At 53.8% G+C, this 14,630-nt stretch carries 8 protein-coding genes and 3 pseudogenes; 7 read left to right on the top strand and 4 right to left on the bottom strand.

Annotated features, from left to right (window positions below):
• Nucleotides 1-56: 56 nt before the first annotated feature.
• From OA238_RS24975 to OA238_RS24950, 6 genes and pseudogenes are all read left to right on the top strand, one after another.
• A pseudogene (locus OA238_RS24975) lies at nucleotides 57-245 on the top strand (DDE-type integrase/transposase/recombinase); the annotation flags it as partial.
• A gap of 363 nt (nucleotides 246-608) precedes the next feature.
• Nucleotides 609-1,475: a DMT family transporter gene (locus tag OA238_RS24970; RefSeq protein ID WP_015497338.1), complete on the top strand. Its 867-nt coding sequence runs from the start codon at nucleotides 609-611 to the stop codon at nucleotides 1,473-1,475.
• Nucleotides 1,476-1,978: 503 nt separating this feature from the next.
• A complete protein-coding gene (locus OA238_RS24965) occupies nucleotides 1,979-2,866 on the top strand; it encodes a tyrosine-type recombinase/integrase (RefSeq protein WP_015497337.1) in 888 nt (295 codons plus the stop codon).
• Nucleotides 2,867-2,875: 9 nt separating this feature from the next.
• On the top strand, nucleotides 2,876-4,063 hold the full coding sequence (locus tag OA238_RS24960; protein ID WP_015497122.1) for an IS91 family transposase: 1,188 nt from the start codon (nucleotides 2,876-2,878) through the stop codon (nucleotides 4,061-4,063).
• A 710-nt stretch (nucleotides 4,064-4,773) separates the two neighbouring features.
• Nucleotides 4,774-6,018 (top strand): efflux RND transporter periplasmic adaptor subunit, encoded by a 1,245-nt coding sequence (locus OA238_RS24955; protein ID WP_015497336.1) that lies wholly within the window; start codon nucleotides 4,774-4,776, stop codon nucleotides 6,016-6,018.
• Complete coding sequence (locus OA238_RS24950; RefSeq protein ID WP_044037588.1) at nucleotides 6,015-9,254, top strand: efflux RND transporter permease subunit; 3,240 nt, start codon at nucleotides 6,015-6,017, stop codon at nucleotides 9,252-9,254. Before OA238_RS24955 ends, OA238_RS24950 begins: the two co-directional genes overlap by 4 nt.
• 636 nt (nucleotides 9,255-9,890) lie before the next feature.
• On the opposite strand, the gene OA238_RS24945 is transcribed toward OA238_RS24950, so the two are convergent.
• Nucleotides 9,891-10,577, bottom strand: coding sequence for an IS6 family transposase (locus OA238_RS24945; protein ID WP_015497334.1), 687 nt, complete (start codon nucleotides 10,575-10,577; stop codon nucleotides 9,891-9,893).
• 430 nt (nucleotides 10,578-11,007) lie between these two features.
• Nucleotides 11,008-12,009 (bottom strand): aldo/keto reductase, encoded by a 1,002-nt coding sequence (locus OA238_RS24940; protein WP_015497333.1) that lies wholly within the window; start codon nucleotides 12,007-12,009, stop codon nucleotides 11,008-11,010.
• Nucleotides 12,010-12,227: 218 nt separating this feature from the next.
• On the opposite strand from OA238_RS24940, the pseudogene OA238_RS30910 reads away from it, so the two are divergent.
• A pseudogene (locus OA238_RS30910) lies at nucleotides 12,228-13,475 on the top strand (IS256-like element ISOan6 family transposase).
• A 423-nt stretch (nucleotides 13,476-13,898) separates the two neighbouring features.
• Here OA238_RS30910 and tnpA (OA238_RS24925) read toward each other — a convergent pair.
• Complete coding sequence (gene tnpA / locus OA238_RS24925) at nucleotides 13,899-14,318, bottom strand: IS200/IS605 family transposase (protein WP_015497332.1); 420 nt, start codon at nucleotides 14,316-14,318, stop codon at nucleotides 13,899-13,901.
• Nucleotides 14,319-14,394: 76 nt separating this feature from the next.
• Nucleotides 14,395-14,628 (bottom strand): annotated as a pseudogene (gene tnpA / locus OA238_RS30905) (IS200/IS605 family transposase); the annotation flags it as partial.
• Nucleotides 14,629-14,630: the final 2 nt, after the last annotated feature.

Raw genomic sequence — 14,630 nt, 5'->3', positions numbered from 1 at the left:
AGTCGTTGGCAAGCTGGCTGTCTAGCAGACCCGCTGGGGTCCCTGCAACAATGCCCCTCAACAACATCATCGAACAGGATCATCGCTTCGTAAAACGGATTACGGGGCCGATGCTTGGCTTCAAGGCCTTCCATTCTGCCGAGGCGACACTGGCTGGGATCGAGACCGCGCACATGATCCGAAAGGGGCAGCTCCATGCCAACGGCCTTACCGCGTTTCAGCAATTTGCGGCGCTCGCAGCGTAATTGTGTCCAGCCGATCCCCGCACATAAACCTCAATAAAATTTGCGACAGAACCCGTTTGATCTCCCTCAAGTTGCGTGGGCTGAGTTTGCTGCAGCCAAATACCGCTTTTGTATGACCCATCGTAGATGAGCTGCCAGTTCTTGATGTGATTTTGGGCATGCCTCCGGTGTGCCTGCGTCAGCGGTTAGAAGGCGGGTGTAGGGGAAGTATCAAAACAAACGCACCTCCCGTCAGGATGGCTTGATTTGAGCGAAAAAAAGCCGCTGCGGTCAATTGATCCCATTTTACTTGTGGAAAGTCTGTTAGGGCGTGATTGATGCGTCCACGTGTGTGGAAAAACCTCATAAAAGTTAGCCCTTTCAATGTCACGTCCAGCTTGGCTTCTCCTTGCACCCGTCCTGTTCCTGATCCTGTGGTCGGGTGGTTATGTCGTCGCCAAAGTCGGGCTGCTGCATGCTGCGCCTATGGCGATATTGGCGATCCGCTATGCCTGCGTAATCGTCATTATGACCGTGCTTTTTGTGATTTTCCGCCCGCCTTTGCCCACCAAGCACATCGACTGGCTGCATTTGGCCATCGTCGGCATCCTGATCCAAACTGTCTATTTCGGACTAACATATCTGGCGTTTGTGAACGGTGTGGCTGCGGGAACCGCTGCGTTGATGATGATCTTGCAGCCGATCCTTGTGGCGCTGATCGCGCCAAAATGGAGCGGTGAGAGGATCGGTTGGCGGCAATGGGGCGGGTTGCTGATTGCTTTGGCGGGGACAACGGCAGTTATAGCCTCGCGGCTAGACATCGGGCCGCCTCCGGTGCTGGGGTTCGTGTTTGTCCTGCTTGGGTTAGCAGGAATTACCGGCGCTACGCTTTGGGAAAAACGCTTTGGCCTGTCGCATCATCCGATCACCGCAAACCTAATTGGTTATGCGGCTGGGCTGATCTGCCTGTTGCCATTCCTGTATCTGGAAGACGCACAACCGATCCTTTGGGATTGGGAGTTTTTTGCCGTGATGGTCTATCTAGTCATTGGTAATTCGGTGATCGCTGTGGGTTTATTGTTGGCGATGATCCGCGCAGGCGAGGTCGCGCGCGTTTCAACCTTACTGTTCCTTGTCCCACCCGGTGCCGCGCTGGCCGCTTGGTTGGTTCTGGACGAGGCAATGCCGTTGATCGCCTGGATCGGAATGGCAATTGCCGGGGCAGGTGTTTTGATCGCCACGCGCAAGTGAAGGACTTATCTTATTCTTTTCACAGGTCCCATGCGAAAGTAGCTCCGTTGCCTGGCCTTGAGAACACGGCCAGATAATGGTGGCGATTGGGTCGTTGGAGACCGTTCGGTAGTAAAATCATCGCCGTCTTTTCCCTGAGGCCTGAACGGATACGCGAGGCTGTGGCCTCGCATGACAAGCATAGGACACGGATAAGTTGACGAAAATTCCATCGGCATGGATATTTCAAAAGACACTTTGGACGTGCATCGCCTGAGCGACGGAGCAACCCCCCAATACCAACAACAGTCATTCATGCAAAGCGCAGCAAACTGATGGGTCGAGCCTATTTGTGCCAATGCTGCACCACGCAAATTTAGTCACGAAGGGCGGGAGGACTAAGCCGCTCTCGCGGCAATTGCGCTTGTTGCTGTGGTTGCATGCTGACCTGAACTTTTGGTTTTGTGATTTGGCAAATCTGTTTGACGATTGGGGCTTTCTCAATCCACAAACAGGAGGTTGCCATGAAGGAAGAGAAGACAACGGCGCTGCGCCAGCGGATGATTGAAGATATGCGTATCCGCGCGATTGGTGAGACAACCCAGAAGGGTCACATCCGTGCGATCAAACATTTTGCGACATTTCTTGGTCGCTCGCCGGATACGGCGACACCTGACGAACTCAGGGCTTATCAGCTTCACATGACGGACACCGAGGTGACGACGTCGACCTTCAATACCCGGATTGTGTCGCTGCGGTTATTCTTCGGTGTGACCTGCGGGCGCGAAGAGATGAAACGATACATGCAGTTCCGACGCAAACCGAGGAGGCTGCCTGTTGTTCTGAGCGTCGAGGAAATTGGTGATCTGCTGGCGGCGGTGCCTGGACCAGGTCTCACATATCGTGCGGCACTCGGTATCTCCTATGGCGCAGGACTACGGGCTTCAGAAGTCTGCCATCTCAAAGTGGTGGACATCGACAGTGGCCGGATGCTGATCCATGTAGATGAGGGTAAGAATGGTAAAGATCGCAAGGCCATGCTGTCGCCGGGGCTGCTTGACCTGCTGCGTGAGTACTGGCTTGAGGCACGTCCTGAGGGGTGGCTGTTTCCCGGCAAACCAAAGATCAACCCGTTGTCCCCGCGCCAATTGAACCGCGCCTTCACATCCGCCAAACATATGGCTGGGATCAACAAACCTGCGACGCTGCATACTCTGCGGCACAGCTTCGCGACCCACCTTCTGGAGGCTGGAACGGACGTACGCGTAATCCAGGTTTTGCTTGGGCATTCAAAACTGAGCACGACAGCCCGCTACACCCACGTTGCCGCCAAAACGATCCGCAATACGGTCAGCCCGTTCGAGGGGCTCAAGCAATTGCAAGATCGCACGCTACGACGGGGGCTCGAGTAGCACCCGAGGTTGGAGACCGGGCACAAGCTGGAGATCGCTGACATTTTCCGCTCCTATGGCCCCACGTGGCGGTGGGCCAATGCGGGGCATGTTAGCCTGGCTCAGCTCAAGGTTATGTCAGCGATTGAGGCTTGCCGAACCGAGGCGCTCGGCGGGCATGTGGCGGCATGTAGCGAATGCAATCATCAGCACATCGCCTACAACTCCTGCAAAAACCGGCACTGTCCCAAATGTCAGGGGCCTGCCGCGTGCGACTGGATGGCCGCACGCGCCGACGATCTGCTGCCAGTGGAATACTTCCACGTCGTCTTCACCCTGCCTGCTGAGATCGCCCGCATCGCATATTGGAATAAGAAAGCTATTTATGGACTTTTATTCAAAGCATCTGCGCAGACCGTCACGACCATCGCCGCCGATCCCAAGCGACTTGGCGCACGCATCGGTCTAACCAGCGTTCTACATACTTGGGGCTCGGCGCTGACACATCACCCACACATCCACATGGTCATTCCCGGTGGCGGATTGTCAAAAGACGGCAAGAGGTGGGTCGCGTGCAAGCCGGGGTTCTTTCTGCACGTGCGTGTACTGTCTCGACTGTTCCGACGCTTGTTTACTGAGGGGCTTCTGGCCTTACATCGCGCGGGCAAACTTACCTTCTTTGGTGACCACACCAATCTGGCGAACCCCGACACCTTCACCACATGGCTGGCTCCGTTACGCAAATCAGAATGGGTGGTCTATGCCAAACCGCCCTTCGGAGGACCCGAGGCGGTGCTCGCCTATCTCAGCCGATATACGCACCGCGTGGCGATTTCTAACAGCCGCCTGATCAGCGCGGATGCTGAGACGGTCGCTTTCCGCTGGAAGAATTACCGGATCAAGACCGGCGAACAACAGACTACAATGCGCCTAGCCACAGACGAGTTCATCCGCCGTTTCCTGATCCATACACTGCCTGACGGCTTCCACCGCATCCGGCATTATGGCCTGCTGGTCAGCGCAACCCGCAAGGTCAATCTCGCTAAGATCCGCACCTTGCTCGGGGCAGAAATCGCAAAGCCCGACGATCCGCCAAGCGCCGATATCATCCCGTTAACGTTACGAGAACCTTGTCCAGACTGCGGTGGAGCAATGCGCATTATTGAGACCTTCCGCCGTGGTCAGAAACCCCAATGTCGTGCCCCACCAAAGGAGTAGGCAGCAAGATGAAGTGCCCGTCAAATTGGTCAACATCGGCTCCGATCTGCGCAGCATTCCGGGAAAGCGTCGTCTCGTGCCAAGCACGGCAAAACACAGAAAGTCTGCCGAGGCAGCTCGTCAACGACCCCGATATCACCGCGGCGCATGGTTTTGAGCGCCATCACTGGCCTCTGCTGTATCTACGAAAATTAGGTTCGGTCAGCCGCCGATCAGTGCTTTCCCCATAGCTCCAACCAAGCCCCCGCAGCTTCCTCCTTCCGAGGTTTGTCAACGTGGGCCGACACCGATCCAGCAACAAACGTCGCGCAGCGGCCCACATCGAAAAACCTTCAGGAAACCGGACCTTCGCTGCGCCATGCTCCAAGGTCTTCAATGCGGACAAAGCGGCCTTTTGCTGCCGCAGCGGATGCAAGTGCAGAAATTGCGTGCATGTGCAGCACGTGGATTCCGACAACCCAGCGATTTCCCCAGACCGGCCATTTAATGTGCTTGGAATTTCGAACACCTAGTCGCTTCTGTGTTTGGCTAGCAAATTCGAATTGTGGGGGGAGTAATCCGAGCGGTGATCCAGTCAGTCTCGCTGCACTTATCGGTGTCAACCACGTAAGGCGGTCAAATGGCACATGTGCCATTGCGTCGCGCAGCCGTATAGCTTTCGTGACGGAAATGATGTTTACGAAATTGAATGCGGCGACTAGAGGGACAGAATGAAAAGAATTTTTGGCTACCTAGGCACTGGGCTACGGGAAATCTTCTGGATAGCAGTTGCTATGACCGTGATTTTTGGTGGGATCAGCGGGTTCCGGTATCTTGGTGAAAATCGTGAAGTTGTTGAACCAGCAATAATCGAACGTCCAATCACACTTGTTAAAACCATTGACTTGACCCTTCTCAATACGCCGTTGCCTATTCGTGGCCAAGGATTCATGCAACCTTTTCGCATCGCTAATTTAGCCAGCCAAGTGGGCGGACAGGTAATTGAGTTGCATCCCGCGATCACGAACCGTGGTTCGTTCCAGCAAGGCGACATTCTGGTACGGTTAGATGACAGCGCCGAACGCGCCACACTGACGCAAACGCAGGCGAACATTAATGCCACCCTTGCACGGTTGGACCTAAATAGAATTTTACTTGAACGAACCGAGACATTGCTCGCTAGAGGGTCTGCCAGCCAATCGGCGCTTGATCAGGTGAAAAGTACACAAGAAGAGCTGTCGGCTAACCTGAACAGTTTGATTGCCACACAAAGCGTGGCCGAGGTCGGCCTTGACCGCAAATTGGTCATCGCACCATTCGACGGAGCGGTTCTGTCGATGCAGGTGGAAATCGGGACTGTCATCAACGGCGGCCAAACCATCGCAGAGATATTCACCCAAGACCGGATGGAAATTGATGTGCCCATCCGCGGAGCTGACGCGGCCTTGATCCCGGGCTTATTTGAAGGTGGATCGCCGAGTGCGACAGTGTCAGTGCGTTTTGCCGGACAGACGTTTGAGTGGGATGCACAAGTGAGCCGTGTCTCTCCGACGTTGAACGCGCGCACGCGCACGCTGACTGTCACTGTCGAATTGACCGACATTGCAGATGCACGCGCCACAGGTACCAGTATTATGGCGTCTGGCGCGCCGCCTGCACTTATAAACTCATTTGCCAAAGTGGTTATTGAAGGCCCAATGCCAGAGGCGACCTACGCTATTCCATCAACAGCCCTACGCGGTGGAGAACGGTTGTGGTTCCTGGAGCCGTCTGACGCGACAGGTGGAACGCTGGGTATCGTTGAGGCCACATTGATCCATGTTGATGGCGAGACTTCATATGTCCAAGCCGATGTTCTGCCCGCAGGCGGGCGGTTGATCACGACAGCACTTTCAACGCCGCAGGCAGGAATGCAACTGCGCGATGTCGCGGGTGGTATCGAGACCGCAGTAGTCGCGGAGGATGATCAGCCGTGAATGGAGTAATCAAATGGATGGCAGAGCATCCGGTGGCCGCGAACCTGACGATGGTTTTTGTCGTTGTGGTAGGTATGCTGACGGCGCTCCAGATGCCTCAAAAGACGTTCCCAGAATTCACGCTTGATACTGTCAGCGTATCTGTCAGTTATCCCGGATCATCACCGCTAGAAATTCAAGATAGCATCGTCCGTCCGATCGAGGATCAACTGTCGGGGATCGACGGGATTGATAGCATTACTGCTTCGATCAGCGAAGGGCGTGGTGGGGTTACTGTGTCGTTTCTGCGCGGCGAAGACATCCAAGAAAAGCTCGACGAAATTAAGACCGAGATTGATCGCATTACAGTGCTTCCTGAAGATGCGGATGACCCCATCGTTATGCAGGCCAGCAACAGCACTCGCGTGCTGGAAATCGCGATCCACGGCGATGCGTCCGAGCGGGTTTTGAAAGAAGAGGCTGAACGACTGAAAGATGCACTTGTTGGTCTCAGCAGCATTTCGTTTGTAGAAGTTGGCAATATCCGTGCATATGAAATCTCTATCGAGGTCGACCGGGATAATTTGCGGGCTTACGGCATCACTATGGCCGAGGTGGCAAATGTAATTGCCCAAAACTCGCTTGAGTTGCCGGGTGGGTCGATTGACACCGACACGGTTGCAATTCCGATTCGCACGACGGGTCGAAATTATACCCAAAGCGATTTCGAGAATATTATCGTACGGACTGGAGACCAGGGCGGACGCGTCTACTTGCGTGACATCGCAAAGGTAATCGACGGGTTTGAGGATGCGGATCTTGCTGCTAACTTCAACGGCGAAGAGTCTGTTTCAGTCAACGTGTTTAGGGTTGGCGATGAACAAGTCCTAAGCATCGTCGAAGAAGCACGCGCCTATCTTGCCTCAACCTATCGGCCGTCACTTGAGGATGGGATCAACGCGACGGTCTGGAAGGACGACTCAAAGGATTTGCAGGACCGAATCGACCTGTTGGTGAACAACGCGGCCATCGGTCTTGCGCTGGTCGTGCTTTGCCTCGCGCTTTTCCTTGATATTCGATTGGCATTTTGGTCGGCGATGGGGATTGGTGTTTCCTTTGCTGCGACCTTTATCTTCATGGGTGCGTTAGGCATGTCGATCAATATGATCTCGCTTTTCGGTTTTATTCTTGCGATTGGTATTGTGGTTGATAATGCAATCGTGGTCAGCGAAAATATTTATAAGAACGGCGAACGCGGGCTGCCTGCTATGCAAGCTGCTGTGAAAGGTACGCAGCGAATTGCGGTGCCTGTGATCTTCTCGGCGCTCACGACAATCGTCGCTTTCTGGCCGCTGACACAACTACCCAGCACCTTGGGCAAGTTCCTGACCGATATCCCAATCGTCGTGATTGTTGTTCTTAGCCTATCTCTTTTGCAGGCACTGCTAATCCTGCCACGCAACCTATCGCGCTTGGACGTCTCGCCAAGCTATCGTCCGAACATCGTGTTTCGTTTGTTGAATGTCATCCGGTCAGGCGTTGATGCGGTGTTACAATGGTTCATTCGCGTTCCACTTGATGCTGTTTTGCGGTTCACGACCAAGGGCTTTGCTGTTCTGATCCCAATCGCACTGTCGGTCGCAATGATGATCATGACTGTTGGGCTTTTGTCTTTCGGCTATGTGAAATTCAACTTTTTCCCGTCAATCGATAGTGATTTTGTCACCGCTAGCATCGAAATGAACGACGGCACGACTTTCCAGATGACCCAAAATGTCGCAGAGCATGTCCGTTTGTCAGCTATCAAAGTGGGCGCTGATATCCAAGCGGACCTTCCCAACGATGCGCCTGATGTAATTGTCGGTGTGAATGTCGTTGTCGGCCAAGGCGTCGCCGAGGGTGGTCCTGAGGGTGGATCCGCTGCGGGCGGCGCCACGTTGGCGAATGTGGTCGTGCAGCTTACCGACCCGACGCTGCGCGACTGGGACGCAGGAACGTACGAGATCGCTTGGCGACGAGAGATCGGCGCAATTGCGTCGGTCAACAAACTCAGTGTCTCGGCGGAACTCATCGGTGCAGGTGACCCGATTTCAATTGAGCTGTCTTTGCCCGATGGCCAAGATATCACACCGATTGTGACTGAGCTGCGTCTGGGCTTGCGCGAAATTCCTGGAGTCTTTGCTATACAAGACGACAACTCGGCTGGGCGGATTGAATATCGCTTGGCCTTGCGTGAAGAGGCGCGACTTTACGATGTGACGCTCTCCGATCTTGCCAACCAGACTCGCGCGGGGTTCTTCGGCGTTGAGGCGACCACCGTGCAGCGCGGTGCAGACAACATCGCGGTGATGGTGCGGTATCCTGCGGACCAGCGCGATAGTTTGTCGGACCTTTTGTCAACATGGATCACAACTCCGTTGGGCGATCAAATTCCGCTCAGCGTTGTTGCCTATATCGAGGAAGGCCTATCGCCTACGCAAATTTTCCGTCGTAATGGCCGTCAGGTAACGACAGTCATTTCTGATCTGGATATCAATGTGGCCACTAGTTCCGAAGTAAATGCGATCATCGAGGCTGAGCTAATTCCGCCACTGCAAGAGAAATATAGCGACTTGCTGATCAGTTCAGGCGGAGAGCAGCGCGAGCAATCCGATGCGCAATCGGCGTTGGGGCAGGCGCTCGGGATTGCCTTGTTTATTATCTACGCGCTTTTGGCATTGGTGTTCCGATCCTATGTGCAGCCGATTGTTGTGATGGTTGCGATTCCGCTTGGCCTGATTGGCGCGGTTTCTGGGCACTACATCATGGGCATTCCACTTACGATCCTGTCGATCTTTGGGATCATCGGTTTGGCGGGTGTTGTGATCAACAACTCGCTTGTGATGGTTGATGTCTATAACGAGCATATTGCCGACGGTATGAAAGTGCGAGAAGCAGTGGTGCAGGGCACTAAGGAGCGTTTTCGCCCCATTCTGCTAACCTCGCTGACAACGTTCCTCGGGGTTTATCCGCTGATAATGGAAACTTCATTGCAGGCGCAGTTTTTGATCCCTCTCGCAGTTTCGATTGGCTACGGTGTGTTGTTTGGAACAGTCATCATCGTGCTGACGGTCCCGGCGGTGTTCATGGCGCAGTTCTACATCAGCACAGGTCTTGTGACAGTTATCGCGGCCTTCGCGGATCATCCTGCGCCGCCAAAGCAGCCGGGTCGCCCCGTTGATACAGCCACCGTCTCAAAGCTGAACGCGGCTGAATAATTCCGCGTCTCGATTGTTGAAGCCGACGGCTGCGAACGGATTGTCTGAATTCAACCCGCTCTGACACAATCGAAAGGCGGGGCTTGGAAAAATTTCTCGACTGCCTATTTTTCGATTCTGCAGTTGCGAGCATTATATTAGATTTACTGCAGGCCGCTTGAATGGCCGCATTTCCCTCTGCTATGCAGCGATGGTTTTGCAGCGGCGTCGTAGATTTCCGTGCTGCGTGCGCACGCAGCACGGATTCGGTACTTCCACACTGGGCTCGAAGCCGCCGTTCGCTGCGCCAAGCATCAAGGTCCGGTTAGGGCCGGTCGTGTCGCTCGACATAAGTGGCGTTAGTGGGTCCGAAAAGTTGTTCCAAAAACGCTCGCTTGTGGAGAACGCCCGCCCAGCCCCATTTTCCGCTGCCACAAACCCCGTTCAAAATCCAGGTGGTTGGTGAACGTTTTTGAGATTGGGCGTCCGTAAGAGGATCGTTCACCGGACGGGTTTGCGAGCGACAGGGATCACTCGGAAATAAGCACAAACGGCGTCTCATATAAATGGCACGGAAAGAATTACAAAAGAGGGGCCTTATACGGGTTCTGTCGCAAATTTTGTTGGAGTTTGAGTGCTGACATCGGCTGGACATAATTATGCTGCGAGCTCCGCAAACTGCTGAAACGCGGTGAGGCCGTTGGCATGGAGCTGCCCTTTTCGGATCATGTGCGCGGTCTCGATCCCAGCCAAGGTCGCCTCGGCAGAATGGAAGGCCTTGAAGCCAAGCATCGGGGCCGTGATCCGCTTTACGAAGCGATGGTCCTGTTCAATGATGTTGTTGAGGTATTTGACCTGCAGGATCTTGATGGTGTTGCCTGAGCCCGTGAACTTCAGGATCACATTGATGCTTTGCAGACCCGCCAGATTGGCGCCGCTCTTGTCGATGACGACACGGTCAGGCACGCCATTCGTGCCAATCGCGCGCTTGAAAAACCGACGGGCCGCAGCCTTGTCGCGACGCTCAGACAGCATGAAATCAAGGGTTTTTCCTGTGTTGTCGACCGCCCGGTAATAGTAGGTCCATTTGCCTTTAACCTTGATGTAGGTTTCGTCCATGCGCCAAGATTTGGCGGTTGGCTTCTTGCGGGACTGCGCTTGTACCGCCATCAGCGGCCCAAACTTAACCACCCAACGGTTCAAGGTTGCATGGTCAACTTCAGCCCCACGCTCCTCCATGATTTCTTCCAGGTCGCGATAGGAAACTCCATATCGCACATAGAAATAAACCGCGTACAGGATTACACTCTCAGGATAATGGGCTCCCTTGAAATCAACCGACATCCGATACACCCTGTTGCTTGCTTGTTTGAGAACCATGTCGCAAAATCAGCCAACAAACGAAAGATCCCAAAAGTTTGCGACAGAACCAGTGGAGGGTGCTATAGATGTCATTTCGGGCCAATCAAAGGAGTCGATCAAAGCATCTTAACGTCCTGGCTGGAGATCTGAACTCTCAAATGCGACATTCAGGCCGATTCAATGAACTTGACCGCAACGCTTCTATTTGAACAAATTCGGCTACTGATGGGAAGCCAATGGCCGTTTTAAGGCAATTGCGCCGCAGCATGAAGTGGTGACGTGAATTTCAGCTAAGGGCCGTGAGTGTCGACGTCTGGACTTTCACTTGGGCTGATGCGTCGGCGCATCTAAAATCGGCAGTTAGCTCAATACCAGCAGTCTGAACGCAAATGCTGCGATCCGTTACTTGAACTCAGCAATATTTCTCTGGCCCTATCCATTGGGAAACAGAATAGCGGTCACCATGAGCCCAGCCGATCGGTAGAGTGGCTTCAATCGCTTGAAGGTCGTCAGGCGTCAAAACGCAATTGGCGGCTTGTAATAGTTCGGCGAAATGCGCAACAGAACGCGTGCCCGGAATGGGGATGACGTGATCACCCTGCGCAAGGACCCATGCGATAGCCAACCCAGCAGCCGATAGCCCCATGTCAGCCGCCAGCGCCCGGAACGAGGCTGTGGCGGCGAGGTTGGCGTCGTAATTGGGCGTCATGAAGCGAGGATTGTTTTTGAGGAAGGGGAGGTCTTGCACGGCCTCGATGCTAATTGGAGCATCGGTCAGCATTGAGCGACCTACGGGCGAGAAAGCGACCACGGCAACGCCAAGTTCGGCGCAGGTTTGCAACAGACCCAATTCGGGGGACCGGGTGGAAAGCGAGTATTCGGACTGCACAGCAGCCACTGGATGTACTGCATGGGCGCGGCGCAGCGTGGTAGGTGCGATCTCGGAGAAACCGATCGCTTTGGCTTTGCCGGATTTGACGAGTGCGGCAAGCGTCTCGGTTACCTCTTCGATAGGAACATTTGCGTCGCGGCGATGCAGGTAATAAAGATCAACAGCCTCAACACCCAAACGTTTCAAGCTATTGTTGAGCTCGGTTTGCAAATGTTCAGGAGAATTGTTGAAGATATTGCCTGGACCGTTTGGGTTCCGAGTGATTCCGCCCTTGGTCGCGATGGAAAAGTGGTCGCGCGCTTGCGGGTTGGCCTTCAGATAGCTGCCGATGACAGTTTCAGATTGGCCCATTCCGTAGACGTTGGAAGTGTCGATATGGGTGACGCCGGCTTCCAATGCCATGTCCAAAATCACGTGGCTTTCGAGCTCGTCAGTCACCCCATAAAAATCAGAGAATGACATAGCACCGAATCCAATCGGGTGGATCATTGGTCCGTCGCGTCCAAGCAGCCTGCTTTGCATAAGCTGAGCCCCCTATATTGGTTTACGGGAACAATTAACTGGGAGGACCCGCAAGGGCAACTATGGGTTAGTTCGAGATGTCGGCAATTACGAAGAGAGTTTACTTTCTCTGCAGGAGCTATGACTGAATCTGGTGTTTGAGTGGTTTGAAGGTTGGCGGCGTATCTGGTTGAATTGTTGTTGGAAGACAGCAGCCCAACCAAAGGAGATACACCACCATGGGAACTACTAACATTGTTGATTTTGCGCGTCGAGACGAGATGACGGACGCGTTGACGGAGTTGCTGAAAACGGGAGCACAACAATTGATCGCGACAGCAGTTGAGGCTGAGCTTGTCAGTTATTTGGCGCAATTTACCGGCTTACGCACCGATGCCGGTCACGCGGCAGTCGTGCGTAATGGACATCATCCGGCCCGCCCGTTTCAAACGGGCATTGGCCCTGTGAGCGTGCGCATTCCAAAGGTTCGGTCCAAGGACGGCACACCGGTGACATTCCGGTCTGCCCTGGTGCCGCCCTATGTGCGCCGCACGAAGACGCTGGAAGCGGCCTTGCCATGGCTTTACCTCAAAGGGATCTCCAGCGGCGAGATGGCTCCCGCCCTCAAGGTTCTTCTGGGCCCAGATGCCGTTGGCTTGTCGGCTAATACGGTTTCGCGTTTAAAACGCGATTGGGCCAATGAATACGAGGCTTGGAAAGGCGCTGAGTTAGATGACGAGCCCATCGTCTATATCTGGGCCGACGGCGTTCACAGCGGCCTTCGGGGCGAGGATGACAAGCTCTGTGCCCTTGTTATTATTGGGGTAACTGCCCGTGGCAAGAAGCGATTTCTGGCAATTGAGGATGGGGTGCGCGAGTCCACGCAGAGCTGGCGCGAGGTTCTGCTTAACCTCAAAAGCTGAGGCATGAATGCGCCCAAACTGACCATCGGGGACGGTGCCATGGGGTTTTGGGCGGCCATGGACGAAGTCTATCCTGAGACCCGCCATCAACGCTGTTGGCAACACAAAACGATGAACGTGCTCAATTGTTTACCCAAGCTGTCTCAGCCAAAAGCCAAGGCCGCGCTGCACGACATCTGGCAGGCCGAGACCAAAGTCGATGCAGAAAAGGCGTTCGATCTGTTCATCAAAACCTACGAACCCAAATACCCCAAGGCCACACTATGCCTGCAAAAAGATCGTGAGGAACTCATGGCATTCTTCGACTTCCCGGCGCAGCATTGGCAAAGCATCCGCACTAGCAATCCAATTGAATCGGCCTTCGCGACGATCCGGCATCGTACCAAGCGTTCAAAGGGCTGCCTGTCACGCGATGGCATGCTGCACATGATGTTCAAACTGGGGCAATGTGCTGAGCAAAATTGGAGGAAGCTACGCGGCTTTGACTACCTCGCAAAAGTCATCACAGGCGTCACGTTCAAAGACGGAATCGAAACCACAAACCCCGACCAGATCACCGCATGACCAACAATACTCAAACACCAGATTTGACAATAACTCTCTCTGCAGCCTTTAACAGTACAAGGCCTTGGTTACCGCGAAGCCTTGCTTGGCGGTCGTACAACTCAAGGCTGCGTAGTCAGAATTTCGTGTATCCGCCAGTGATTGATCTTGCGCTCACAGTGAATGGCCGCTCTGACGGTCAGCACCGCAGCATGACCGGAGTCGGGTGAACGGCAGCAAGGGGCCGGAAGTGACCTGAAGCACGGTCGCTTCGCGGACCCACATTGTGTATGTTAACAGTTACTTTTGTACTCGGGTGCATTTCCAAAACCGGCTACAGTATTAAAAACTCGGAGTAATTGATGGCAAGCCGCATGACAGCTGATGAAAAGCGCATTTTAAAACTGAACAGTGCGTTAGACAGGCTTAGACGTAACTGAACGACTACCGGCTGACGCCGGTAGGTTCCCTTTTTGAATGTAATTCAAGATACTGAAGTATGACAGCGTCAGTGACATTGCCGCTAGTTGTTGAGAAAAATCCGCGAGCCCAAAACCGCTGGCCCCAGTACCGTTTGCGCAGTTCGGGAAACTCGCGCTGTATCTTATAAGACGAGCGTCCCTTGATCCGCATCATCACCTTTGACAAAGCTATCTGAGGCGGGACCGATATGAACATGTGGACGTGATCGGTCGACAATACGCCCGTCTCAATATGCACGCCAAGTTCTTGGCATAATTGGATAATTATTTCACAGATACGCTCACGCATTTCACCGCGCATAACTTTGTATCGGTATTTTGTTGTCCAGACGACGTGAAATCGGTGATAAAATTTGGTATGGCTTCCTGTGGAATAGATCATAATCTTCCCTCTCATTTTTAAGACCCTTACCGCTTCGCGGGGTCTTAAAAATGAGAGGGAAGATTATACTGAACGACTACCGGCTGACGCCGGTAGGTTCCCTTTTTGAATGTAATTCAAGATACTGAAGTATGACAGCGTCAGTGACATTGCCGCTAGTTGTTGAGAAAAATCCGCGAGCCCAAAACCGCTGGCCCCAGTACCGTTTGCGCAGTTCGGGAAACTCGCGCTGTATCTTATAAGACGAGCGTCCCTTGATCCGCATCATCACCTTTGACAATGCTATCTGAGGCGGGACCGATATGAACATGC

It is taken from the genome of Octadecabacter arcticus 238 (assembly GCF_000155735.2).
GTDB classification, from domain to species: Bacteria; Pseudomonadota; Alphaproteobacteria; order Rhodobacterales; family Rhodobacteraceae; genus Octadecabacter; species Octadecabacter arcticus.
The sequence above is the reverse complement of the archived record's forward strand: the minus strand, read 5'-3'. Positions and strand labels throughout refer to the sequence as shown.